Below are 26319 nucleotides of genomic sequence, written 5' to 3' on the forward strand. Positions count from 1 at the left end.
GTTAATTATGTGTCATTTAATGTTTTAGGTTTAAAGGCAAAAAAAATCCTCAAACCGTAAGATTTGAGGATTTATAATAATTATATGTTGAATTTTTATCCTAAAAACGGATAGCGATAATCTGTAGGTGTTACAAATGTTTCTTTTATCATTCTAGGAGATACCCAACGTAATAAATTTAATGCACTACCAGCTTTGTCATTTGTTCCAGAAGCTCTTGCGCCTCCAAATGGCTGTTGACCAACAACTGCTCCTGTAGGTTTGTCATTAATATAGAAGTTTCCTGCGCAGTTTTGTAATGCTTTTGTAGCTTCTTGAATTGCATATCTATCTGTTGATAAAATAGCTCCAGTTAGTGCATATTCACTTGTTTCATCTACAAGTTTCAATGTTTCAGAATACTTGTTTTCATCATATACGTAAATAGTCATTACAGGTCCAAATAACTCTGTACACATTGTTGAATATTTTGGGTTAGTTGTTACAATAACTGTTGGTTCTATAAAGTAACCTTTGCTCTTATCGTAGTTTCCACCAACGATAATTTCAGCATCACTATCATTTTTTGCTTGGTCAATAAATTTAGCTAATTTATCAAATGAACCTTCATGAATTACAGCAGTTACAAAGTTGCTTAAATCTTCAGGAGAACCCATTTTAAAAGACTTCACATCTTCTATAACACGTTTCTTTACAACTTCCCACATATTTGAAGGTACGTAAGCTCTTGAAGCTGCACTACATTTTTGACCTTGAAATTCAAATGAACCTCTAGAGATAGCTGTTGCGACTTGAATAGGGTTGGCACTTTTATGCGCAACAATAAAATCTTTACCACCAGTTTCTCCAACTATTCTTGGGTATGTCTTGTAGTTGTGAATGTTATTTCCGATTTTTTTCCAAAGTTCTTTAAAGATGTAAGTCGAACCTGTAAAATGTAATCCAGAAAAATCTGGGCTATCCATAACTGTATCTGTAATCATAACTGGATCACCAAAAACAACATTAATAACTCCAGCAGGTACACCAGCTTCTTTGAAAACGTCCATGATAACTTTTGCAGAAAAGATCTGACTATCACTAGGTTTCCAAACCACGACGTTACCCATCATTGCCATACATGCAGGAAGATTTCCAGCAATAGCAGTAAAGTTAAATGGTGTTACAGCGTATACAAAACCTTCTAGTGGACGGTATTCTAATCTGTTCCAGGCATCACTTGTACTGTCTGGTTGTTCATGGTAAATATCTGTCATGAACTGCACATTGAATCTTAAAAAATCTATCAATTCGCAAGCAGCATCAATTTCTGCTTGATGAACCGTTTTAGATTGCGCAATCATAGTTGCTGCGTTTATTTTTGCTCTATAAGGACCAGCGATTAACTCAGCAGCTTTCAAGAAAATTCCTGCACGTTGCTCCCAAGGTAATTGAGACCATTCTTTTCTAGCTTCTAAAGCTGTTGCAATAGCTTCATCTACATTAGACTTTTCTGCTAAATGATAAGTCCCAACAACATGTTGATGATCATGAGGTGCAGACATGGTTTTAGTATTTCCTGTCTTTACATCTTTACCGTTGATGTACATTGGTACGTCAATAGTTTCATTAAACATTTTTTTATAAGCCTTTAAAACTTCATCACGCTCGGGAGATCCTGGAGCATATGACTTAACAGGCTCATTTATAGCTATTGGTACATTGAAAAATCCTTTTCCCATCTTAATATAAATTTATAATTTGGTTATTATTTTTGAAGCTGCAAAGTTACGATTTTTTGACGACTAATGGATTGCCTAGTATTAAAACAAGGTTAAAATAATCGGTAATTTTTTGTAAGTTGCCACCTTTAATTATGAATATGAACGACGGAATAATCCTAACCCTCGCTTACCCAGAAACCATTGTCTCACACGCAGAAGAATGGTACTCAAAGTTTTTGCGCTTTTTTTTCATTGGAAGTAAAAAACATGTGAGAGCTGGTCATGCAGCATTGGTTTTAATTGATAAATCAACTGGTGTTTTAGAATATCATGACTTTGGACGATATATTACGCCATCTCCAAACGGAAGGGTTCGTGGTCAAGAAACAGACTTTGAACTTGATTTTCCAATTTCCGCAGAGATAAAAAATAATACTATTGAAAACTTAGATGAGATTCTTAAGTTTTTGGCAACACAACCAAAATTAACGCATGGTGATGGCAATTTATATGCTTCGGTTTGTAATGCGATAGATTATAAAAAAGCAAGATCTCATATCACCTCAATGCAACATAAAGGGTTTATAAGATATGCAGCTTTTGTTAATGACGCTTGTAATTGCGCGCGTTTTGTTACAGATACTTTGATTGCTTGCGTGACCAGCGATTCTATAAAATCTAAACTTATTAAGTCCAAAATTTTTACGCCAAGTACTATTGGTAATGTTGTGATTGCAGATACAGAGGATGATGTGTATTTAGTTTCTGAAACTGGTGATATCTCTGAGTTTACATCTACAGTAAGTAAAGAAAATAGACGTTTGTTTTTAGATGTGTTAAAAGGATATAATCCTAGTATCGTTGGGACGCTCGAGCCTAAACATCATGATGTGAAAGTAGAGCATGGGCAATGGTTGAGCGGTATTGCAGCTGGAGCATGGTTTGAAATCTATGATATAGGTAGTGAAATCGAATATAGATACAGACGTATTTCTCCCTACGGAAATGTGGATTGCGATGGGATTTATAAAATTACTACGGAAGGTTTTGAACTTAATTCAGATTATGAGTTTATTCATTATTCTAACTGCAAATTCTTTCATATTAAGCAAAACGAAACCACTTACAGATTTGAATATCTGAAGGATTTTGACTTATAGAAAGAATAGATTCTCTAGTCAAATCTTTTTCTTAATGACAAGAGTTAAATGATTTATTGAAAAGAATAGAAAAGAATACTAATTAAGCGCAAAAGGAGCGCTTAATTTAAAAGTAGGTATGATTACTTTAAAATGATTGGTATTTGTAAAATTGACCATATTGTAATGACCTTGCATCGCTCCAAAAGGAGAGGTGAGTAGGCAGCCAGAATTATAAGTATGAGATTCCCCAGGTTTTAAAACTGGCTTTTTACCAATAACACCTTCGCCATCAACAATTTCTTCATTGTTAAGAGCGTCAAGAATTCTCCAATGTCTTGAGTTTAATTGAACAGAATCTTTGCTTTGGTTCTCAATAGTTACTTTATATCCAAAGGCGAAGTGCACTTTATAATTTTTATAAAATGTGCCTTCGAAAGATGTTTCGACAGAAATTTTAATTCCACTTGTAACTTGTTGTACCATTTAATTGTGGTGATATGATCAAAAATAAGCTAATTATTCTACTAAATTGGCTACTTTTTTAGAATAATGCAAATTTTTAACATTTTAATATTCTACTATCGATTAAATTGATTATAAATCAGTTGAACTTGCAAATTTTTCAATAATCGCAAAGAAATTGATAATGTCTTTTTCTTGTAAAATGCTATTAATGGTAACCATCCTAACGAATTCTTGATTTTTAAAATTTCCGAAGCCAACCATAAGTTGTACGTCTTCATACAGAGCAGTGCATAATTTATTTGCAGGAATATCTTTATAATTAAAACACACAGAAATAGAATCGTCAAAACTGTATAATGTGTAATCTGGATGTTGGTTGATATAATCTCTCGCTATTTGAGCTAGATTGAATTGGTGATTTACGATAGCTTTCAATCCGTTATTTCCAACAGATTTCCAAAGTGTCCAAAGTTTTAAAGCATCATTTCTTCTACCACATTGGAGAGAGGTTTTTCCGAGGTTAAAATCGTCATCATTGGTTTGGTACAGATATTCTGCTTCATTAGAAAATGATTGATATAAGTGTTTTTTATCTTTCGTTACAATAATGGAGCAACCAAGAGGTGTTCCTAACATTTTGTGAGCATTGACGCTAAAAGAATTAGTGTGTTCAATGCCTTTTACCAGATGTTTATAGTTGTCACTAAAAATTACTGAACCACAATAAGCACCATCCAAATGCAACCAAACGTCATGTTTTTTACATACTTTACTTATCTGTTCTACATCATCAAAAGCGCCTAAAACAGTTGTTCCTGCAGTTGCATTCACAAAAAAGGGTTGGAAACCTTGCGCTATGTCTTTTGTGATTTGGTGATCTAAATCTGTAGCTAGCATTTCGCCTTTGTCATTTGTTTTTATAGCTCGCACTTGATTTCTACCAACGCCAATAAATGATGCGTTTTTTGCGATGGAGTAATGCGAAGCTTCTGAAGTATAAAGAGTCATTTTATTTGTGACGCCTTCGGTTCTTGCTTTTGGGTTGTATTTGTCTCTAGCCATTAATACAGCCATGTAGTTACTCATTGAGCCTCCAGGAGCAAAGGTGCCATCTGCTGTTTCTGGATAGCCAATCATCTCACAAATGGTTTTGAGAATGGTTTTCTCAATCCCAACTTGTGGACCTGCGACTTTGTAAGTATACATGCTATTATTGAGCATTACTGCCAATAAATCGCCAAGTGTTGCTCTATCAATTCTACCTCCAAATAATTGATTAAAAAAGGAAGTGGAAGCAGTTTTGGGTGTGCTTTTTATAATCTCTTTTAATGTTTTAGTAAAATCTTCATCAATAATTGGATGGTCATTTAAACTAAGATCTAAAGTCTCATAAAGTTTTGAAGTGTCAATTGGTGTAGCAACAGGATTGTTTTTTTCTTCGGAAATGAGATATTCCGCAAGTTCTGTAAACAATTTAAGGTCTTTAAACATCTGTTAAGGTGGTTCTTTAATTTTGGCTTTTTGTAAATTTATTCCTATTTTATCGAAAAATTATTATAATCCCTTTAAAAATCAATTACATCTATTGAAATCTCCTGAGACTATTCAAAAATTATTACAACTATTGTCGCAATCTCCTACTGAAGATTACAATGTTATTCTCAATGCTTTTGATTTTGGGTCTTTAGATTTTGCGCCTTTTGAGAGTTGGTCTAACGAAAAGTACACAAGAAATTGTTTATTTAAAGATGCTAAATTTGAACTTATTTTACTGTGTTGGGAACAAGAGCAGGAAACAGCTGTTCATGGACATGATGGTGAGGATTGTTGGGTGTATTTGTTAGAGGGTGAAATGGAAGAAGTTTTCTTTACGATTGATGATGATCAATGTTTAAGAGAAATTGGTAGTCAAAAAGTACAGTCAAATCAATTAATATTTATGAATGATAAAATTGGGTTTCATAAATTAAAAAACAGTAACCTTGGACGATCCATAAGTTTGCATCTTTACGCAAAACCAATAGAGAATTGTGTGTCTTTTGATGAGGTATCTCAGACTTTTATTGAAAGACAACTAAGTTATGATACGTTTAAGGAGCTTGCCTTAAAAGATTAATTAGAAATATCTACAGATGATGCTTCTCCAAAACCAATGAGTTCATCAAAACGTGCTCCTAAATCTCTATAATACACGAGTACTTTATAATTGTTTTCTGTTTGCCAAAAATTACCACTGATTTTACCTTCATTTAATTTTCCTTTAGCATCAACCACTACATATTTGTAGTTATAAAATCCTTGTTTGAGTTTTATTGTGCTTTTGTAGAGTTTTTCGGTGTTATCAAATGTGAGTTTGTTTTGGTTGTTTAGTGCGTAATTGTTAAAATTTCCGTAGACATAAATAGTGCTACCATCGGTCAGTTCTGGATATTGTAACGCGAAATGAACATTGGTGTAATCTGCTTCTATATTCACATTCTCTGTGTCTAATGCAGTAATTAAGAAATTACCATTAATATCTGGGTTGTAAGTATAAGGTCTCTTGTCTCGTGGACCACTAACATATAAATAGCTTTCATAGATGTCTTTTAAATCAATAAATTGAACACCTACGTTTGCGCCTCTTACATCTTTAGTTTCAAAAAAGCGATATTCATTACTTGCCCAAAATGCAGTCTCATTGGTGTATTTGTATATGAGCTCCTTACCAATAGTATATTGAGGCTTAACATTTGTAATTGCAGTGTTGAGGTTGTTGTTTTGGATAATTAAGGTTTTAATGTTTTCTTTAGGGTTGTTTAAATTTAAACTACCAGAGTTTATAACTATATCAATACTTTGTTTGCTCTCAATATATTTCACATCTCTAAGGCGTTTTACAGAAACACCTACTCCTAATTGCTCTTTGTAAATCATGAATTTTCTAGTAAATACAACCTCTTCATCTTCATTATATATGGTAATGATATAATTTCCAGATTTTTTTAATCCGCGAGTTTGCTCATTTGGGATTTGTAAATCATAATGAGAATAGAGTTGGTAGGCATTAAATGAATTTTCATAATTGACGATTCTATAGTTGTCAAAACCATCCATGTATTCCATTTTAACCAAATTAGATTGTGTCCAATCATAGTTGTAATGTTCTATGGTATAGTAGAAATCTGGCTCATCTGTTGTGAGAACATCAAATTCTAAATTAAATGCTTCGCCTAGACGTATAATAGGTAATTGACCTTGAGAAGATGTGCGACTCTTAAAAGTGACGGTCTTTATGTATTCTGGTGGATTGATTTCTTCTGTTTGAGAAAATCCTTGAATAGAAATTAGAATAGCTAATAAGAAAAAATAGATGTTCTTAGTCATTTAATAGAGTTTGATATGTAAAGATAAACAAAATCTGTGCCTTAATATTGCTTCGTTTATTTAGAATCGTTAAAAATAATAAACTTAAAAAACCTCACTATAATATTACTCAATAAATTCGTATTTTTGCACCGATTTTTAGAGAACTAATTTCAATATAAAGCGTATGTCAAAAGACATTAAGATTAAAAAAGGTCTGGATATAAAACTTATAGGCGAAGCTGATAAAACAGTAGAACAAGCTATTATAAGTAATTTCTGCACTATCAGACCTGAAGATTTTCATAGCGTTATTCCAAAACTTATTGCTAAAGAAGGTACTCGTGTAAAAGCAGGTGACGTTCTTTTTCATAATAAGGATGTTGAGGCTATGAAGTTTGTGTCGCCAGTTTCAGGAGAGGTGGTTGAAGTTCAAAGAGGACCAAGACGTCGCATTGATGCTATTAAGATTCAAGCAGATAAAACTCAAGATCACAAAGATTTTGGGAAATTCAATATGAGTTCTGATGCAGCAGCAACCAAAGCACATTTATTAGCTTCAGGATGTTGGGCTTTTATCAAGCAAAGACCTTATGATGTAATTGCAAATCCAGAGAGATCACCAAAAGCGATTTTTATTTCTGGGATTTCTACTGCGCCATTGGCAGCAGATTTAGATTTTGTACTTACAGGAAAAGAGGAGGCGTTACAAGCAGCAGTGTCTGCTTTAGCAAAATTAACAGAAGGCCAAGTTCATATTGGTGTTGGGTCTAACAACTCACCATTAGCAAATATGAATGACGCTACAATTCATAAAGTATCTGGTCCACATCCAGCAGGAAACGTTGGTACCCATATCAACAAATTAGATCCTGTTAATAAAGGAGAAACAGTTTGGACGATAAATGCACAAGACTTAGTTATTATTGGAGAATTGTTACTTACCGGGAAATTTAATGCAGAGCGTATTGTAGCTTTAGCAGGTTCTTCAGTGAAAAAGCCAAGATATTTCAAAACTACAATTGGTAGCGAAGTTGCTACTATGGTTTATGATAATGGTGTAGATAAAGATGGTAATGATCGTATTATCTCCGGAAATGTGCTGTCAGGAAAACAATTAAAACCAGATGGAAGTTTAGGCTTTTATGACAATTTAATTTCTGTAATTCCTGAAGGTGACGATTATGAATTTTTTGGTTGGAATAAACCAATTTTTAATAAAATTTCTACCTCTAGAGCATTAACATTTTCTTGGTTAAACCCTAAGAAAAAATATGCGTTGAACACGAATACTAATGGCGAGCATCGTGCATTTGTAGTTACGGGTTCTTATGAAGAAGTTTTTCCTTTAGATATATTTCCAATGCAAATATTAAAAGCTTGTAAGTATGAAGATCTAGATGAAATGGAAGCTTTAGGTATGTACGAAGTTGCACCAGAAGATTTCGCATTAACAGAATTTATATGTGTGTCTAAGCAACCACATCAAGATATTATTAGAAAAGGATTAGACTTAATGCTTAAAGAAATTGGTTAATTATTAAATTTTATACGGAAATAGATGGTTGTTTAAGATTGTCCAATTTCCGAAGTAAAATGAAACATATAAAAGATGGGTTTAAAAAATAACTTACATAATTTTAGAGAAAAGAATAAAGACAAAAAATGGTTGCCAGCATTTTCGGCAATACATACGTTTTTATACTTGCCTAATGAGACAACCCATAATGGGACTCACATTAAAGCTGCCGATGATTTAAAACGTACCATGAATATTGTTATTATGGCAATGGTACCATGTTTAATCTTTGGTATGTTTAACGCTGGATATCAACATCACTTGGCCTTTGGAGAAATAGAACGTGTTACTTCAGGTTTCTTTAGTTCTACATTTTGGACGATGGATAATTTCACTGTTGGTTTCTGGAAAATTCTTCCACTAGTTGTGGTTTCATACGGAGTAGGTCTTGCAATTGAGATTCTATTTGCTATGAAAAATAGCCATGAAGTAGAAGAAGGATACTTAGTAACTGGTATGCTTGTGCCATTGATTGTTCCTATTGATATTCCTTTATGGATGTTAGCAGTTGCAGTTGCATTTGGTGTAGTCATTGGTAAAGAAGTATTTGGAGGAACAGGAATGAATATCTTAAATCCTGCTTTAACTATTAGAGCATTTTTATTCTTTGCATATCCAACTTGGATGTCTGGAGATAAAGTTTGGGTTCATGGAGCAGATCCACGTGTTCAAGATCTTGCAAATGGAGCAACACCAGATGCAATTTCGGGGGAGACCATTTTAGGAAGCTTAGCGCAAAACAACTCTAGCATGATTGATTCGGCTGGAGATATATGGAATGCTTTTTACGGATTTATACCAGGTTCAGTAGGAGAAACATCAACCTTATTAATCCTTTTAGGAGGATTGTTTCTAATATTCACGAAAGTAGGAAGCTGGAGAATCATGTTATCATCTGTTATTGGTGCCATAGTAATGGGATTAATATTTAATGGTGTTGCAGATGCAGGATGGATTTCAGAATCAAGTAAGTTTTATGGCTTAATGAGTACTGATTTTTGGATGCACTTATTAGTTGGTGGTTTTGCTTTTGGAACAGTTTACATGGCAACAGATCCAGTAACAGCTTCACAAACAAATAAAGGAAAATGGATTTACGGTTTCTTAATTGGTTTTATATCAATTATGATTCGTGTATTTAACCCAGCATATCCAGAAGGTGTAATGTTAGCTATTTTATTAATGAATGTCTTCGCACCTACAATTGATCACTACGTTGTACAAGGAAATGTAAAACGCAGAATGAAACGTTTAAAAGTTAAAACAGCATAATTATGGCAGTTAACACAGATAAAAATTCATACACAATCATCTTTGCAGTAGCAATGGTACTTGTTGTTGGTTCATTGTTAGCCTTTACAGCATCGTCTTTAAAGCCTAATATTGAAGAAAATAAACGTATGGAAAAGCAGCAGAATATTCTGTATGCTATGGGAATTAATGGTAATGAAAGCACTGGAGATATTACATTTGTTTCTACTGATAAAGTAGCAGAAGCTTTTTCTGAAAATGTTTCAGAACAAATTGTTCTAGAAGTAAAAGATGGTAAGATTTTAAAAGAAATGACTCGTGATGAGTTTATGAAATCGAAAGCACAAGGTGCAGGAAAAGAACCTTATTTAATAGATATTAAGAAGGAGCAAGCAAAAGCAAAAAATGGAGAATCTAGATTTTTACCTCTATTTATAGGACAACAAGATAACAAAACAGTTTATGTTGTGCCAATTAGAGGAAAAGGACTTTGGGATGCTATTTGGGGCTTTGTAGCTTTAGATGAAGATATGGTTGTTAAAGGGACATTTTTTGATCATGCAGGAGAAACGCCAGGTTTAGGAGCAAATATTAAGCAACGTTACTTTATGGATGATTTTTACGGAGAAAAATTATTAACTGAAGCAGGTGTTTTCAAAGGTATTAAAGTTGCTAAAGGAAATAATGATCCAGTAAATAATGATAAAGATGATTTTGAAGTTGATGCCTTAGCTGGAGCAACAATTACAGGAGATGGTGTATCTGCAATGATAAAGAAAGATTTAAAATTGTATTTACCATACTTTAAAAACTTAAAAAAGAATAATAACTAATATGGGACTACTTTCAAAAAAAGACGCAAAGTTAATCACAGATCCATTAGCAGATAATAATCCAATTACTATTCAAGTATTAGGTATTTGTTCTGCATTAGCAATTACTGCAGAGCTTAAAGCTTCTTTAGTAATGGGAATCGCTGTATTGTTTGTATTAAGTGTAGGTAATGTTGTCATCTCTTTAATGAGAAATATCATTCCTTCAAAAATTAGAATTATTGTACAACTAATTGTAGTTGCAGCATTAGTAATTATTGTAGATCAAGTACTAAAAGCATTTGCTTTTGAATTAAGTAAAACACTTTCTGTATTTATTGGATTAATTATTACTAACTGTATTATTATGGGACGTTTTGAAGCTTTTGCTTTAGCAAACAAACCATGGCAATCATTTTTAGATGGTATCGGTAACGCTTTAGGATACGCAGTTATTTTAGTGATTGTTGGATTCTTTAGAGAATTATTAGGATCTGGTACGCTTTTCGGAATTCCTGTATTAGGAGATCCTATCGGAAGTCCAGAAACTGGACCAACAGGAGTTTATGCATTTGGTTATGAAAACAATGGATTTATGTTAATGCCACCAATGGCTTTAATTATTGTTGGATTAATAATTTGGGTACAACGTAGTAGAAACAAAAATTTAATAGAAGATTAAAAAAGAGTAGTCAGTTTTTAGTACTCAGTTTGCAGTTTATGCAAATCGATAACAAAAAAATTGAAACCTATAAAATATAAGACAATGATAGAACACATCGAACTATTTTTTAAGTCCATTTTTATTGACAACATGGTATTTGCTGTATTCTTGGGTATGTGCTCATATTTAGCAGTATCCAAAAAAGTAGCTACAGCAGTAGGTTTGGGTGCAGCAGTAATATTTGTATTAGCCATTACAGTACCTTTAAACTGGTTATTAGATCAATATTTATTACAGCCAGGAGCACTTGCTTGGGTTGATGGAAGTACAAATGGAGAAGGTTTCTCTGGTATGGATTTAGGTTTCTTATCCTTTATCATGTTTATTGCAACCATCGCAACAATGGTACAGTTAGTAGAAATAGTAGTGGAGAAATTTTCACCTTCATTATATAACTCTCTTGGTATTTTCTTACCACTTATTGCAGTAAACTGTGCAATCTTAGGAGGATCATTATTTATGCAATCAAGAGAAATTGAAACTTTAGGATTAGCATTTAACTATGGAATCTCTTCTGGTATTGGATGGTTTTTAGCAATTCTAGCCATTGCTGCCATTCGTGAAAAAATTAGATATTCAAATGTGCCAGCACCTTTAAGAGGATTAGGAATCACATTTATCATTACAGGTTTAATGGGTATTGGTTTCTTGAGTTTTGGAGGAATGTTAACAGGTGGTGACGAAGAAGAAGAACCAACATCTACACCAACATCACAAGTTGAAGAAGTAAACACTGAAGATGCTAAGGAATTAGCTGAAAACACTAAAATAGTTGAGTAATATGATTTTAGCAGCAGGAACATTAGGAACAGTAATAACTACTGTAGTCGCGTTTTTAATTATCGCACTATTTTTAATAAGTATCTTATTATTTGTAAAGCAAAAACTATCACCATCTGGTCCAGTAAAGATTAAGATTAATGGTGAGCGTGAAATAGAAGTTGCATCAGGAAGTACATTATTAGCTACTTTGGGTGCCGAAAAAATATTTTTACCATCTGCTTGTGGTGGAGGTGGAACATGTATTCAATGTGAGTGTCACGTCCTTTCTGGAGGTGGTGAAGCATTACCTACAGAAACGCCTCATTTTAGTAGAAAAGAACTAGCACATGGTGCACGTTTATCTTGCCAAGTAAAAGTGAAGCAGGATATGGAAATTACAATTCCAGAAGAAGTCTTCGGAATTAAAAAATGGGAAGCTACTGTTGTTTCAAATTATAATGTAGCGACATTTATTAAGGAGTTCGTTGTAGAAATTCCTGAAGACATGAATTACAAAGCTGGTGGATATATTCAAATTGAAATTCCTCAGTGTGAAGTGAAATATTCAGATATGGATGTTTCTGCTCACCCAGAAGATCATCCAGGTGAACCAGATAAGTTTAAAGGAGATTGGGAGAAATTTGGTTTATGGCCTTTAGTAATGAAGAATGATGAGCTTGTTGAAAGAGCTTATTCTATGGCTTCTTATCCTGCTGAAGGAAGAAAAATAATGCTTAACGTTCGTGTGGCTACTCCTCCTTTTGATCGCGCCAAAGGCGGTTGGATGGATGTAAATCCAGGTATTGCTTCATCTTACATCTTTAATCAAAAAGTTGGAGATAAAGTAACTATTTCAGGACCTTACGGAGAATTCTTTATCAATGAGTCTGATAGTGAAATGTTATATGTTGGTGGTGGAGCAGGAATGGCTCCAATGCGTTCACATTTATACGAATTATTTAGAACATTAAAAACTGGACGTAAAGTAACGTATTGGTATGGTGGACGTTCTAAGGCAGAATTATTCTACATCCATTACTTTAGAGCTTTAGAAAAAGATTTTCCAAATTTCAAGTTCTTTATTGCGTTATCAGATCCAACAGAAGCTGATAACTGGCAACTTAAAAAAGATGTTGAAGATGAATCAGGTGACGGTTTTACAGGTTTTATTCACCAAGTGGTAATAGATCAATATTTATCTAAGCACGAAGCGCCAGAAGATATTGAATTATATTTCTGTGGACCTCCTTTAATGAACCAAGCAGTTCAAAAAATGGGTGAAGATTTTGGAATTCCAGATGAGCACATTAGATTTGATGACTTTGGAGGCTAGAAGATAACTTTCATTCCGTACTTAATGCGGAATCTATATAATAAAAAACCAACTCAATTTGAGTTGGTTTTTTTATTTCACTTGATTTAAAATACATTTAAATATCATCTTCAGTATCCTCTTTATCTTCCTTTTTCATTTTAATATAACCCGTCACTAATCTTACACCTAATCGCGCAAATAGAATGATTGCAATGACCATGACAATATCAAATCCATTCATAAGATTATTTATATTCAACAATTAAAAAAACCGCAGTGCTATCTCCAATATTGAGAACTTCATGTGTTGAGATCTCATCTTTGCTAAAGCTATAACCTGTTGGGACATTAACTTCTCTAGTTCCTGTGGTATCTTTTATTTTAAATTTACTACCAGCAACCGTATATCCATAATGCGGATTATGATAATGTTTCTCATGACCAACACCTGGCTCAAATGTACATTTTAAGACTCTTACATTATCGTTCTCTTCAACGACTTCACATACAGCATCATTGTTCCAACCAGCTTCTAAAGGGTCTGGTAAAGTGTTTTTATTTTTGCAGTTTAGCATTATTAACGATAGAAGTAGGATTAACCACAATGGGTCGTATTTTTTAATAAGATGATTGCGATGCATTTAATGTTATGTTATTCTTCGTCAATCAATATACTGATTTTTGATGTATCGTTTATTAATATTTTTAGTTTATATAGAGGTTCTTTATTAACTTGAAAATGAACTATTACATTATAAAAATATTCCTTTTTCACTTGTAGTAGAAAAAAAAACCAACTCATTTGAGTTGGTTTTTTTGTAATTATTAATACTCCTAATCTTGAGAAACTTCTTGCAATATGTTTTTTAAGGTTTGAATTGCAATAGGCTTTATTATGAAATTAGATACATTTTCATATCGTTTTGCGCGTTGCAAATCTACAGGGTCAATAGATGAACTTACAATATATATTGTAATCAATTTGTGAGATTCAATTTGAGTAAACTCATCTAAAAATTCCCAACCGTCCATTATTGGCATATTTATATCCAATAATATAACTTCTGGTATTTCTTCTCCAGCGAGCATTATTGATTTTAAATTATTAATGGCTTCTTGTCCATTTTTAAAAATCATAAATGAATTACAAAAATCTGATAATTCCATCATTCTTTTTGCACCAAAAATAAAAATTGGGTCATCATCAATGATGCATGCTATATCAATTTTATTCATATTTATTTAAATGTATATAAAAGGTTGTACCTTCATTAACTTTACTTTTTACTTCTATTTTACCTCCTATGGCTTCAACTTGATTTTTCGTTATAAATAATCCTAATCCACGAGAATCTTCATGTCTATGAAATGTTTTATACATTCCAAATAACTTTTCCCCATATTTCTCGAGATCAATTCCTTGTCCATTATCTTTTATTTTTAAAACAATCTTCTTATCCGTAATATCAGTACTTATATCAATTTTTGCTGGTTCATTAGGTTTCTTATATTTTATAGCATTAGTTAAAAAGTTCAATATAATACTATCTAAATAAGCAGGTATACCTAAAATTTGTAAATCTTTGTTTACGTCGATTTCAATAATTGATTTTGAATCTAAAATAATTGCTGCAATACTTTTTTTTGCTTTATTTAGATAATCTGATAAATTGAGAGATTCAATTATATTATCAGTTTTAATATTAATTGATGCTACCTCGTTGAGATTTTCTACTGTTTCTCCCAAATTATTGACTGCTTCCAAAATTAATGGGAAGACTTCATTTTCCGTCGTTTCTGGTAAATCTATTTTTACAATGTCCAACAACATATCCAAATTAGCATAGTGGGATCTTAAGTTATGGGAAACAATATGTGCGAAATTTAAAAGACGTTTATTTTGGTTTTCGGTAGTTTTTAGTAATTGATTAACCTTGTTACTACTTTTTTTAATTTGTGAAATATCGCTTATTTGAGCTACAAAGTGGAGAGGTTGCCCATTGTCATCTCTAACAATTGAAGTTGATAATTGAGTCCATATTGTATCTCCTTTTTTGTCTAAAAAACGTTTTTCTGTCTCATAATCATCGAGTTTGCCATTGATCATATCGAACCTAGATTTATACCCTTTTTTTAAATCTTCTGGATGTGTAATGTCTGTAAATGAAAGGCTCATTAACTCTTCAGTACTATAGCCAAATGTTTTGCAAAGGCTTCTATTTACATTTATCCAATTTCCTTCAAGGTCTATAATTGCCATGCCAATTAAGGCACTTTCAAAGGTTTGTCTAAGTTGTTTTTCTTTAAAGTTTAAAGCTATAGAATTTTTTGTTTTTTCATCAATATCTTGAAATAATCCTTGAACTTTGCAACATTTATAGTTTTCAATTATGGGCATACCTATAACTCTTACCCATTTGTTTATACCTAGAGGTGTAACAATTTCAAGTTCTATATCAAAATCTTCGTGCTTTTCAATGCAATTAGTAAATAATTTGGTAATCGTAGTTCTGCTATATCCTATTCTATAAAAAGAAATTCCAGATTCAACTTTAGGTTCAAAATCTACGGAAACTTCGTGTATCTTTTTTGTTTCAGAACTCCAATGAACAGAATCTAATTCTACATCATATTCCCATGTGCCAATAGTTGCATGTTTTTGGATAAATTCTAATAAGGAAACTTTACTCTGTTTTTGCATTTTGATCTTTTATGTGGGGTAAAATGTATAAATCAAGAATGATTTGATGAGTAAATATAATTTTTTTTTCAAATAACAACTACAAAGCGCCTTTTTTTACGTTTAACGTGTATTTTTTGTAGTCTTTGTCTTACTTATTGATGATATAGGAATTAAATTGTTGAAGAAGTTTTAATAATTTGGGTATTTGTTTTTTATACTCTATTGAATTTAGAGGCTATTAAAAGTATTAAATTCTTCATCTAATATATTATCTATACGAATTTGATTAACATTCAATATATCGTATAGAATACCATTTAATTCATGCTGTCAAAACTCTATAATGGTGAGTTTTTTATTTACGTTTTAATTAGGCTCAGTTTGTTGATGGAAAAAGCCTTTTAAAATTATACGCTATTCATTCGCTTTTAAAACCCTCAAAATATTTCCACCAAGTATTTTATAGATGTCTTTCTCACTATAGCCTTTTTCTAATAGAGCTTTAGTGATTTTTGGATAATCGGTGACATCATCTAATAATGTTGGTGGCTGATAGATACCGTCAAAATCAGAACCAATTCCAACATAATCTACACCCACTAAATTAACAACATACTCTATATGTTTAATGACCCATTCAAAAGGTGCTCTGAGTGCTTCAGACTCAACAGTATATTTTCTGTATATAGATTCTTCTGCATGATATTTAAACATTCCTGTTTTTACAAGGGAATCTATTTCTACTTTATGATTTTTAATAAATGCCTTTTCCCTTGGTCCTACAGTGGGATCAATAAATCCTGAATTAAAATTAATTTGAATAACACCTCCATTTTTCGCAATGGCTTTTATTTGTTCATCTTTTAAATTTCGAGGATGTGGACAAAGTTGATAAACTGAACTATGTGAAGCAATAATAGGTTTTGTTGTCGTTGCAATAACATCATAAAAAGTTTGTTCACCAACATGCGAAACATCTACCATTATCCCTAAATTATTCATTTTTTGGACGATTTGTTTACCAAAATCTGTCAGTCCTTTTTTTTCTTCTGAATTTTTTGCGCCTTCGGGATTGGTTTCGTCAGCAGCACTTGTGGCCCAAGCTGTGGAATTGTTCCAAGTGAGTGTAATATAGCGAACTCCACGATTGTAGAGTACTTCTAGTTTGCCTAAATCATCCTCAAATTGATGACCACCTTCCAAACCAAATAAGGCAGCGATTTTGTGTTGTTTTAATGCCTTTTGAAGTTCTGCTGAATTGGCGACTTTCTCGATTTTATCAGGATTTCTTTTTATTACCGCATCCATACTATCAATTTGACGATTGGCATAATTGTATGGATTCGGCTGTTTGCCATCGCTAAAAACAGAAAAAAATTGAACGTCTACACCGCCTTGTTTCATCCTATTAAGGTCGCTGTGTGTTTTACCTTTTAAATTAGTATCGAAAACGAATTTTTTTTCCATTGTTTGCATTAGGAAATCGTTGTGTGTATCCACTAAAATGGCCTTCTCATGAATTTTTTGATAGTCTTGAGAGAAAATTGTAATAGAAAAAAGTAAAAGAACGCTTGTGCAGAAGAGAGTTTTCATAAGACTGGTTTTACAAAATTAGTATTTGTTAAGTTATTGATTTTTAGTCTTTTTTATGTTTTTGAAGCTAAATAATTTTAATAAATAATTTCAAGTGTGATTTTTCCAATAGCGTAAAGCAAATACTTTTTTGTTTTTCCTTCGGAAATGTAACGTTGAGGAATATGTCTAAATAAGTTTGTCATCTGCTTAAAACTTAAAAAAAGTCAACCCTCGTTTTCAAAGTTGACTTTTGTGAAATTGCTTATTTTTTCATCATTTCATCAAGCTGTTTGGTATCTATATATTGTTGGAATGCTATTATTTTTCCGTTAGAAACTGTCCATAAATGAGCAGCCTGAGCGTCTAGTTTTTTGCCATTGTGGACCGAAGTCGCTTTATAGCGTAAAGTGGCAAGAACTTGATTTTTGCTCATTTCAGTTAAAACAATATTTTCTACCCTAAAATTTTCAAAGTCATTTGGTAGTTTTGCAAACACACCATTCAAAACTGCATCAGGTCCAATGTATGGGTTGCCAATTGCCAATGCGTTTCCTTCAGCTTCATTCCAAACAATATTGGCATCCATAGTTCCTAGTAATGCAGGAATATCGCCTTTGGCAAGTGATTTGTAAAGTTTGTCAACAATTTGAACGTTTTGATTGGTGGTTGGAGTTTTTATCTCAACTCTAATCAATCTTATCGATGCAGTTTTGCTTAAATTAGTCACTGTATGTGGTGCTTCTGGTTCTTTGTGCATTACAAAAGGCATTTGTAAAGGCTCATCTAGTTTGCGTGTATCAAAGATAATATTGCCTTCACTATCAGAATCTGTAAAATCACCAGCTTCTTGTATATAAAGTGTACTTTGCCATTTATGGTGGTGCAAATTCTCTATTTCTCCTGGCGCTAAAGTGACTTCTAAAACTCTCACTTGGTCATTTTCTAATAGAATTTTATGATTATTAGGTGCAGCGACTACCGCATCTAATTCAGCTGGCCAATCTGCTGGATTTCCGGTTTTGTAGATAATATTATAATCGGTATTTTTATCTTGACCAAGACACACCAAGTTGATCGTAAATACTAAAATAAGTGTCACTATTAGTTGACTTACTTTACTTACAGAATTTCTGTTTTTTGTTTTGTGTTTGTCATTTTTATTCGAAAAATTCATAATTTATATTTTTAGATTATTATTAATGTTATTTAGATTTATGCACTTCGAGTTCAATCTCTATCATAAATTCTGGTACTGCTAATTCTGTCACACCAAGCCATGATCCTGTAGGGAATTGTTTTTTATAGATTTCAGTTCTGTAACCAGCAAACTCTAAAAACTTTGCCATATCTGTAGTAAAGACATCTTCTTTTACCACATCATCAAATGTGCAACCATAGTGTTTTAAGACTTTTTCTAAATCTGAATAACAGTTTTTCATTTGTTGTTCAAAATCACCAACAGCAGTAGGATTGCCTTCGTCATCCATACTCACAGCTCCAGAAATTTTAATTGAGTTTCCTATTTTTACAGCATGAGAATAACCATAGGCTTTCTCTACTTCTGGACGTAGAAGGAAGTATTCTGGTATTTCATTTACTTGTTTGTGTTCAATAGCTTCAGATTTTTCTATTGCTGTTTCTGTTTTAGTCTTTTCATTACAACTTGTTAATATACTTGCTATAAAAAGTAAGATGAATGCTGTTAAAAAAATTGATTTGTTCATTTTATTAGTGTTTAATGGTTTATTTATTTTTAATCTTTCTTCCTTGTAAAAAAATCTCAGCAATAAATAATGGAATTGCCCAACATGCCCAACTCATCAAGACCATGATTTCTTCGTTAGTTCCAATTTCTAATGCTCGTAAAATATCTTCTACAAACCTAAATGTGACAAAAGCAAATGTGATCACGTAACTACGAATCATCCAATCTTTATGTAGGTCCACTTTTTTGTTTTTTATAGATATAAGCGCCATTATAGAAGATGTTGACCAAACGACACCTAACATAAACAAACCAACTGCATATGGTAAATTAACGTCAGAGGTAGCTGCCATATACATGCCAGATATTCCTGCTAAAACTGTAGAAATAATATAAACACGTCCTAATTGTCGATGTGTTTTTAGATAGTTGTTTCGTATTGCTGGTATAAATTGAAAAGGCCCAATTACAGTAGCGACTATACCTAAAACAATATGTGGAAATACCCAGAATACTCTATGGAAGTAATACGAACCGTAAACTTCTTCGGTTGGAATTAGCATAGGAAATGCTCTTGTGATTACGTAATAACATATCAATATGCTTGTCAATATTGATAACGCTATTAAAGTGTATTTGCCTATTGTGTTATTGCTCTTAGACCTGTTCATTTTGATTTATGTTTCATGGTTGTATATGTTGTTTTTTTAAATTTCAGTATAAAATATTGTCAAATACTTTTTCTAAGTAGCGTTCTTTCATCACGAATTTATTGTCTGCATGAAACACAGCTAATATTTCTTTTTTTAATTCGTGCAGTTCTTTTGGTGAATATTCATGATGGTTAATAGCATTTTCTATCTTTTCGAAACAAGCATCTTCTTCATCACAACAAAATTCATTGTACAAAAGATTAAAAGTTTCTGCATCAGTTTTTGCTTTTATAAAAGCAATTTCGGCTTCAGATTCTTCTGTGTCTATTTTAGCGCATAGTATTAGGATGTAAATCTTGAGTTCTGCTTTAGACCATTTTTTTAATTCGTTATTCATGATTTCGTTATTTTATGTTATCACTATTGGTTTATTTGAATTCCCCAGAATTGACATCTTTTATGAATTTTATCAATCCAGAGAAGTAAGTTTCAGGATCGTCATATTGTGATATATGTGCTGCGTTTGTAGTTAAACTTCTTCCGTTTTGAACTTCTGTACTCATCCATTCCATATATTTTGGATCCATGGTATCGTATTTACCACCAATCATTAAGGTTGGAATCTTCAATTCATTTAATCGGTTAGAAACGTCCCAGCCTTTCAAAGTAGCATCACCAGTTACTCCAAATTCACTGTGACCTTGCATATAAATGTAAATATTAGGATTAAGGTGAGAGAAGGTACGATTAATGAATTCTGGCCACTCATCTAAAGGTTTATGCAGGACGTGTTTTGTATAATAGTGTCGCATAACGAGTTCTGTATAACGAGGATTGCTAAAATCTTCTTTAGCTTCCATAGCTTTGATTTCATTATAAACTTCTAGTGGCAACTGAGGACCCAACACTTCTGCTGCATATTTTTCATATTCAGGAATGCTGGCCATCATATTAGAAATGACAAGACCTTTTAAATTATCTTGATATTTCAGAGCATATTCCATGGCTAAAATTCCTCCCCAAGATTGTCCGAGTAGGTAAAAATTGTCCTTGTTTAAATCTAATGCTTTTCTAACTTGTTCTACTTCCTCTACAAAGTGATCTATCGTCCAAAGGGTTGAGTCATTTGGTTGATCACTATAATAAGAATCTAATTGATCATAATAGATATATTCTATTTCTTCATTAGGCAAGTAGCCATCAAAATTCTCAAAGCTTTCATGCGTGGCTCCAGGACCTCCATGAAGCAGTAAAACTTTCATTTTTGGATTGTTACCCACTTGTTTTGTCCAAACATTAAATGTTCCTTTAGGTGTTTTAATAGGAATCATTTTAATACCACCCGTTTTTTGATCATCACTGTTGGAATAATCTAAATAACTGCTTTTTTCTGCATTTGTGATTTTCTTTTCTTCGGAAATATTACAACTCATAAAAATTAGGAGGAAAAGCAATAGAATTGATGTTACTTGTTTCATATTAGTATGTTTTGATTAATTTTTATGTGTCTTAAATGGTTATTGAGTTTTTATATTTCCGAAGAAAATAGTTTCCAATAGTCTTGTTTTTATAATATAATTTCATGAATTATACTCTTTTAGAGTGGATTGTACCGACTGAAATGGGACACCCAATTGTCGCTCTGCTAACTGGTTTTGATATATGATTTTTGCAGCATGCTTTGGTGATTGATTGTTCAACATCAAGGTCACATCAGATACAGGATATGTTTCACTAGACAACAAATAATTTTTGCCATGTAAACCAAGAATAGTTGCTGCTTTATAGACACTAATTGCGACGTCATTAACATTTACTATAGCCATAGTAACATCTTCATCATAAAACATTTGAATGAAAGGATTTGGTACGATTTTGTTTTTGAACAAAAATTGGATACCTGTAGATGTAGAATCCTCTCTATTAGACAATGATTTACCCATGACCATAACTGGCGAAACACTAACGATTTCTGTGTCTAGGTTTGGATACTTTTTGATAAAATCATTGACGGTTTGGTTAGCTATAAATTTAGCTTGCGCATAAGGATGACTTTCTTCGCTTGTAAAAGGAGTGTCATTTTTACTAAACTCATCTGATGCTGATTTATTACCTGCAGGTAATGGGAAATTAGTGTTCCAAGCAGCAACCGAAGCAATAATTACAACCTTTTTTACTTTTGGTGAATTATGAATGGCCTCAAGAAAATTCTCTGTTCCTTTTATGGTTGGATCAAATAAGTCTCTCTTTGGGTCTTCAACATCTAATTGAAAGGGAGTTCCAGAATGGATGACAATATCACAATCTTTTACAAAATGTTCCAATCGGTTTTTGTCTTCAACATCTAGCTCTGAGAAGCTTAAATTATTGGCGTTTTTGAGCTGACTTAAATGTTGGTATTTGTCTAAGTTGGATAAATCTCTTGTGGAGACCTTAACCTCAAACCCATTGTCTAAAAACTGTTTGGTAATATGGCTTCCTATAAACCCAGAGCCACCAATAATGCCTGCTTTTTTCATGTTAATCGATTTTATTAAATTTTATATTTATTGTCTATACTAAACAGCCAAACTCATAATGAGTTATGGTTTTTTAATACATAGTGCTATCAATCCATATAAGCAAAATCAATTCTTAGGGTAGTAGAATTAGCTTAATTAAAACACACATGTTGCGTATATTTTAACTTTAGCTAAGTTAGTTCGTAATTGGTTTATTGTCAATCACATGTTCATGTGATATTGGGTAATATCTTTTTGTATATTTGAGATAGCTATTAATTATATTTTCATTTTGAAGTTATCTAAAATCCTGTATGCAGTCGTTCAGCAATTGGGCTTACTCTTTGTTTGCTTTAGTGTCTATTCTCAAAATCCATCTCAAATTGATGTGCTTACTACAGAGCAAGGATTACTATTTAGAGATATTACATCCATAACTCAAGATGCTAATGATGCCATGTGGTTTGGTACAGACCTTGGTTTAGTTAGGTATGATGGTTATAACTTTAAGGTGTATAATTCTGATAAAAACAACCCTTTTTATATTGAAGAAGAACTTATTAATGGAGAATTGGTGTTTGATGCTGCTGCCAATGAACTCTGGTATATGGCGAACGAAAAACTCTTTAAACTCCAGTTATTTAAAGATAATGTAATTTCATATAATGATTCTCACAATATAAAGGGAAATGTTTTGCGATTATTGAAGGCTAAAGATGGTAGTATCTGGATATTGACCGATGATTTTTTAATTGCTGAAAAAGGAAACGCTAAACAATACCTTCAAAAATTGATTAATGGTAAATTTGAAGTTAAGGCCTCCATTCCTAGGGCTAAACGGGCTTATTGCAGATTAATTAAAAATAAGGAAGGTGATATTTTATGGAGCTCACCAGAAGGAAGTTTAAAATTTGATTCCGAAGGAAAATTAGTAAATACCTTTAAGCTATCAACATATAATTGGCAAGGTCTTGACTTAAATTTTACGGTATCTTTTTACGATAGTAATAATACCCATTATTATTTTCCGCAGAAAGAAGGTGGTATTTTTATTTTTAATGAAGTAGAATTAACCTCAAAACGTCTTATAGATAACGGAAATCAATTTTATTATGCCATAGAAGATCACCAAAAGAGTGTGTGGTTTGCTGGTAACAAAGAATTGTATCGCATGAGTCCTGATGGTAAATTTAGAGATTATACAGAACAGTTAAAAGCGAAATTCGAATATTCAAAAATCAATTATTTATTTATAGATGCGACTAAGTTACTTTGGGTTGCTACCGACAATGGCTTATTTAAAATACGAATAGGAGAAGAACTTTTTAAACCGCTTTTTAAATCTAATAGTGAAGGTTGGGGAAATACAATGCGTGGGATTTTTGAAGATGCTAACGGAACTATTTTTGCAAAATGTGAAAGCCAAAATGAAATTCTCTATAAAACGTTAAATGGTAGAATTGATACGCTCAAACTTAAGTTAGATAGTGAGTCAAAAGAGGCATCACAGTATATTTCAAATTTTTATGTTTTAGACGTTTCAAAACAAAATGTATTTACATTAGGCGCGAGTTTATTGAAAATAAATTTAAAAGATGGAACCACTAAAAGTTACGACCAATTTAGTCCTAACGTCACCTTTAAAGGGCAAAATCCTTTAATGAAACTTAGAGATGGTAAATTACTTTTCGGACAAAGTTTAACCAGATTAGTGCTTTTTGATCCAGAAAACGAAACAAGTAAATTAGTTTTTAATGACGAAAAACTTGAAACTGATATTGCAGATTTTAGATACTTCAAAGAAAGTGAAACAGATAGTATTGTTTGGGTAGGAACACAAAATGATGGGCTATTAAAAATACATCTCAGTGGATATGTTGAGAAAATGTACACAACAGAAACCAAACCAAGTATTTCAAGAAATTATATTCTCGCTATTGAAGAAGATGAAGATGGAAGTCTTTGGGTTGGCACTTATGGTGGAGGACTTAATTATATTTCTGCAGATGGAAAATCAACAAAAACCTATACCAAATCACAAGGATTACCAGATAATAATATTGTTGGTATTCTAACCGATGAGCAGAATAATTTATGGATTAGTACCTATAATGGCTTATCAAATTTTAATAAAAAGTCTAAAATTTTTCAGAATTTTTATACTGAAGATGGTCTAACGCACTATGAGTTTAATTACACGTCCTTTTTTAAGGATAGTAAAGGAAACTTTTATTTTGGAGGAATGAATGGTCTCAATACTTTTAAACCTAATGAAGTTTTAAAACAATCAGAACCACCACAATTACATTTTTTAGGAGTTTCAGGATATAATAGTAAAGATAAAACGAGATTCAATATAGATTATAGTCAAGTAGAATTTAGGGAATTTCAATTATCACCTTATGATCAGTATTTTGAAATCAGTTGGACCATGCCAAGCTATTTTCAGAATAAAAAAAACACGTACAGTACCAAATTAGAAGGTTTTGAAGATCGTTGGTTTTACCAAGGTAATTCTGCTTCCATTCGTTACAATCAATTACCAGCTGGAGATTATGTATTAAAGGTAAAAGGTAAAGATTCTAGAGGAAATGAGAGTGCGTCTATATTATCTATTCCTATTACAGTACGTCAAATATTCTATAAAAAATGGTGGTTTATTGCGCTTGTGCTTTTAGTAATTATAGCCATAATGTATTCTGTTTTTAGATATCGATTTCAACAAGCTTTGGCTATGGAGCGACTTCGAACAAAAATTTCCAGTGATTTACATGATGATGTTGGTTCCTTGCTTTCTGGTCTCGCCATGCAAACCGAATTAATGGAAATTAATGCTTCGGAAAAGGATAAATTTAAACTTCAAAAAATTGCAGGTATTAGTAGAAATGCCATTTCTCAAATGCGTGATTTGGTTTGGAGTATCGATAACAGGCGAGAAACGATCAAGGATTTAATAGAACGTATGCATGAACTTGCAGAAGAATTATTATTATCAAGAGAGATCTCTTTTCAAATAGATAGTTCTAACATTAAAAACCCGAATAAAAAGTTGCCAGCTCAAACTAAACAAAATATTTTTTTAATCTACAAAGAGGCAATAACTAATGTATTACGTCACTCAGACGCTACAAACGTCAATATTGTAATTACCAATCAAGCAAAAGGGTGTCAATTGATTATAAAAGATAATGGTAGTAAAAAAGAATCATATAAATCTACAGGTTTAGGCTTGTCTAATATGGTAATGCGTGCAGAAAACATTAAAGGCAGCTTAAGCTTTCAAATGGAAAATGGATTTGGAATACAGTTAAATTTACCATTTCAATTGTAATATCAAATCAATTATATGGGTTCTTTTAAAATTTATTTGACATAAAACCACATTTTAATGTGATTGTACAACTGCTTTATTGTTATAACTTTACATGAGAAAGATTATTGTAAACATGAGCACCATAAGATTAGCAATTATAGAAGATGATGTATTGATTCAGGAAAGCCTGAACGACTTCTTTGATACGCAATCTCATATAGAATGTTTACAGATTTCATCTTCAGTAGAGGGTTTTCTTAAAGTTATTATTACTTCGGAAAAATTGCCAGACATTATACTTCTCGATATAAATTTACTGGGAATGTCTGGGATTAAAGGTATTCCGCTTATCTTAAATGAACTTCCAAGAGTAGATATTATTATGTTGACTACATTTGAAGATAATGATAGTATTTACAAAGCATTGTGTGCAGGAGCATGCTCTTATTTATCTAAAAAAACGCCTCTTAAAAAAATTCTAGAAGCTGTTGAAGTTGTTCACAATGGCGGTTCTTATATGTCTCCATCAATTGCTCGTAAAATTGTAAATAGATTTGCTCCAAAACAAAATCATAATGATGTGTTGACGCCAAGGCAAAAAGACATTGTAGCTGGTATTGTAGATGGTAAAAGTTATAAAATGATTGCCAACGATTTGTTTGTCTCTCTAGATACAGTACGTAGTCATATCAAAAACATTTACAAAGCTTTAGAAATTAATAGTAAAGCAGAATTGATAAAAAAATCTTACAATAACGAACTATAATTTAGTATTCAAGATACGATAGTCT

At 32.3% G+C, this 26319-nt stretch carries 25 protein-coding genes; 10 read left to right on the forward strand and 15 right to left on the reverse strand.

The genetic code is table 11. From position 1 onward, the window contains the following. Positions 1–95 precede the first annotated feature (95 nt). Complete coding sequence (pruA, locus tag IM744_RS14695) at positions 96–1721, reverse strand: L-glutamate gamma-semialdehyde dehydrogenase (protein ID WP_194508915.1); 1626 nt, start codon at positions 1719–1721, stop codon at positions 96–98. Positions 1722–1861: 140 nt separating this feature from the next. Between pruA and IM744_RS14700 the strand changes: the two genes are divergently transcribed. After that, positions 1862–2863, forward strand: a complete 1002-nt coding sequence (locus IM744_RS14700; RefSeq protein WP_241738339.1) for a DUF6695 family protein — start codon at positions 1862–1864, stop codon at positions 2861–2863. Between the two features lie 78 nt (positions 2864–2941). Here IM744_RS14700 and apaG read toward each other — a convergent pair whose 3' ends face one another. Beyond that, on the reverse strand, positions 2942–3328 hold the full coding sequence (gene apaG / locus IM744_RS14705) for a Co2+/Mg2+ efflux protein ApaG (protein WP_194508917.1): 387 nt from the start codon (positions 3326–3328) through the stop codon (positions 2942–2944). Between the two features lie 111 nt (positions 3329–3439). Next, positions 3440–4801: a pyridoxal phosphate-dependent decarboxylase family protein gene (locus IM744_RS14710; protein WP_194508918.1), complete on the reverse strand. Its 1362-nt coding sequence runs from the start codon at positions 4799–4801 to the stop codon at positions 3440–3442. 94 nt (positions 4802–4895) lie between these two features. On the opposite strand from IM744_RS14710, the gene IM744_RS14715 reads away from it, so the two are divergent. Further along, complete coding sequence (locus IM744_RS14715) at positions 4896–5426, forward strand: cysteine dioxygenase (RefSeq protein WP_194508919.1); 531 nt, start codon at positions 4896–4898, stop codon at positions 5424–5426. Here IM744_RS14715 and IM744_RS14720 read toward each other — a convergent pair. Beyond that, on the reverse strand, positions 5423–6676 hold the full coding sequence (locus tag IM744_RS14720) for a type IX secretion system plug protein (RefSeq protein ID WP_194508920.1): 1254 nt from the start codon (positions 6674–6676) through the stop codon (positions 5423–5425). The two genes, IM744_RS14715 and IM744_RS14720, sit on opposite strands and share 4 nt — an antisense overlap. Before the next feature lie 166 nt (positions 6677–6842). Here IM744_RS14720 and IM744_RS14725 point away from each other — a divergent pair, with 166 nt between their 5' ends. From IM744_RS14725 to nqrF, 6 genes are all read left to right on the forward strand, one after another. Next, complete coding sequence (locus tag IM744_RS14725; protein WP_194508921.1) at positions 6843–8192, forward strand: Na(+)-translocating NADH-quinone reductase subunit A; 1350 nt, start codon at positions 6843–6845, stop codon at positions 8190–8192. Between the two features lie 75 nt (positions 8193–8267). Continuing rightward, entirely contained in the window at positions 8268–9506 is a 1239-nt protein-coding gene (locus IM744_RS14730) for an NADH:ubiquinone reductase (Na(+)-transporting) subunit B (RefSeq protein WP_194508922.1), read from the forward strand. 2 nt (positions 9507–9508) lie between these two features. Next, complete coding sequence (locus IM744_RS14735; RefSeq protein WP_194508923.1) at positions 9509–10318, forward strand: Na(+)-translocating NADH-quinone reductase subunit C; 810 nt, start codon at positions 9509–9511, stop codon at positions 10316–10318. A gap of 1 nt (position 10319) precedes the next feature. After that, positions 10320–10979 (forward strand): NADH:ubiquinone reductase (Na(+)-transporting) subunit D, encoded by a 660-nt coding sequence (locus IM744_RS14740; protein WP_194508924.1) that lies wholly within the window; start codon positions 10320–10322, stop codon positions 10977–10979. Between the two features lie 84 nt (positions 10980–11063). Beyond that, positions 11064–11801 (forward strand): NADH:ubiquinone reductase (Na(+)-transporting) subunit E, encoded by a 738-nt coding sequence (nqrE, locus tag IM744_RS14745; protein WP_194508925.1) that lies wholly within the window; start codon positions 11064–11066, stop codon positions 11799–11801. Between the two features lies 1 nt (position 11802). After that, positions 11803–13116 (forward strand): NADH:ubiquinone reductase (Na(+)-transporting) subunit F, encoded by a 1314-nt coding sequence (gene nqrF / locus IM744_RS14750; RefSeq protein ID WP_194509147.1) that lies wholly within the window; start codon positions 11803–11805, stop codon positions 13114–13116. A 97-nt stretch (positions 13117–13213) separates the two neighbouring features. Here nqrF and IM744_RS20800 read toward each other — a convergent pair whose 3' ends face one another. The 11 genes from IM744_RS20800 to IM744_RS14800 all read right to left on the reverse strand — a co-directional run bounded on the left by IM744_RS20800 (position 13214) and on the right by IM744_RS14800 (position 22233). Next, a complete protein-coding gene (locus tag IM744_RS20800; RefSeq protein ID WP_262892988.1) occupies positions 13214–13339 on the reverse strand; it encodes a hypothetical protein in 126 nt (41 codons plus the stop codon). 4 nt (positions 13340–13343) lie between these two features. After that, complete coding sequence (locus tag IM744_RS14755; protein ID WP_241738340.1) at positions 13344–13673, reverse strand: cupin domain-containing protein; 330 nt, start codon at positions 13671–13673, stop codon at positions 13344–13346. 259 nt (positions 13674–13932) lie between these two features. Next, a complete protein-coding gene (locus tag IM744_RS14760; RefSeq protein WP_194508927.1) occupies positions 13933–14334 on the reverse strand; it encodes a response regulator in 402 nt (133 codons plus the stop codon). Beyond that, entirely contained in the window at positions 14327–15799 is a 1473-nt protein-coding gene (locus IM744_RS14765; RefSeq protein WP_194508928.1) for a sensor histidine kinase, read from the reverse strand. The genes IM744_RS14760 and IM744_RS14765 overlap by 8 nt, the downstream gene beginning before the upstream one ends. Before the next feature lie 396 nt (positions 15800–16195). Beyond that, complete coding sequence (locus IM744_RS14770) at positions 16196–17374, reverse strand: dipeptidase (RefSeq protein WP_194508929.1); 1179 nt, start codon at positions 17372–17374, stop codon at positions 16196–16198. Positions 17375–17618: 244 nt separating this feature from the next. Continuing rightward, positions 17619–18530: a nuclear transport factor 2 family protein gene (locus IM744_RS20710; RefSeq protein ID WP_241738341.1), complete on the reverse strand. Its 912-nt coding sequence runs from the start codon at positions 18528–18530 to the stop codon at positions 17619–17621. A 28-nt stretch (positions 18531–18558) separates the two neighbouring features. Continuing rightward, entirely contained in the window at positions 18559–19080 is a 522-nt protein-coding gene (locus IM744_RS14780; RefSeq protein WP_206694505.1) for a RidA family protein, read from the reverse strand. A 19-nt stretch (positions 19081–19099) separates the two neighbouring features. Continuing rightward, on the reverse strand, positions 19100–19732 hold the full coding sequence (locus IM744_RS14785; protein ID WP_194508930.1) for a DUF2306 domain-containing protein: 633 nt from the start codon (positions 19730–19732) through the stop codon (positions 19100–19102). Positions 19733–19775: 43 nt separating this feature from the next. Continuing rightward, positions 19776–20111, reverse strand: coding sequence for a hypothetical protein (locus tag IM744_RS14790; RefSeq protein ID WP_194508931.1), 336 nt, complete (start codon positions 20109–20111; stop codon positions 19776–19778). A gap of 31 nt (positions 20112–20142) precedes the next feature. Then, complete coding sequence (locus tag IM744_RS14795; RefSeq protein WP_194508932.1) at positions 20143–21192, reverse strand: proline iminopeptidase-family hydrolase; 1050 nt, start codon at positions 21190–21192, stop codon at positions 20143–20145. 102 nt (positions 21193–21294) lie between these two features. Continuing rightward, positions 21295–22233: an NAD-dependent epimerase/dehydratase family protein gene (locus IM744_RS14800; RefSeq protein ID WP_194508933.1), complete on the reverse strand. Its 939-nt coding sequence runs from the start codon at positions 22231–22233 to the stop codon at positions 21295–21297. Positions 22234–22507: 274 nt separating this feature from the next. Here IM744_RS14800 and IM744_RS14805 point away from each other — a divergent pair, with 274 nt between their 5' ends. Both IM744_RS14805 and IM744_RS14810 read left to right on the forward strand, forming a co-directional pair. Then, positions 22508–25546 (forward strand): two-component regulator propeller domain-containing protein, encoded by a 3039-nt coding sequence (locus IM744_RS14805; protein WP_194508934.1) that lies wholly within the window; start codon positions 22508–22510, stop codon positions 25544–25546. A 115-nt stretch (positions 25547–25661) separates the two neighbouring features. Then, on the forward strand, positions 25662–26294 hold the full coding sequence (locus IM744_RS14810; RefSeq protein ID WP_194508935.1) for a response regulator: 633 nt from the start codon (positions 25662–25664) through the stop codon (positions 26292–26294). Positions 26295–26319 lie beyond the last annotated feature (25 nt).

The organism is Psychroserpens luteus (genome assembly GCF_015319355.1).
Lineage (GTDB): Bacteria > Bacteroidota > Bacteroidia > Flavobacteriales > Flavobacteriaceae > Psychroserpens > Psychroserpens luteus.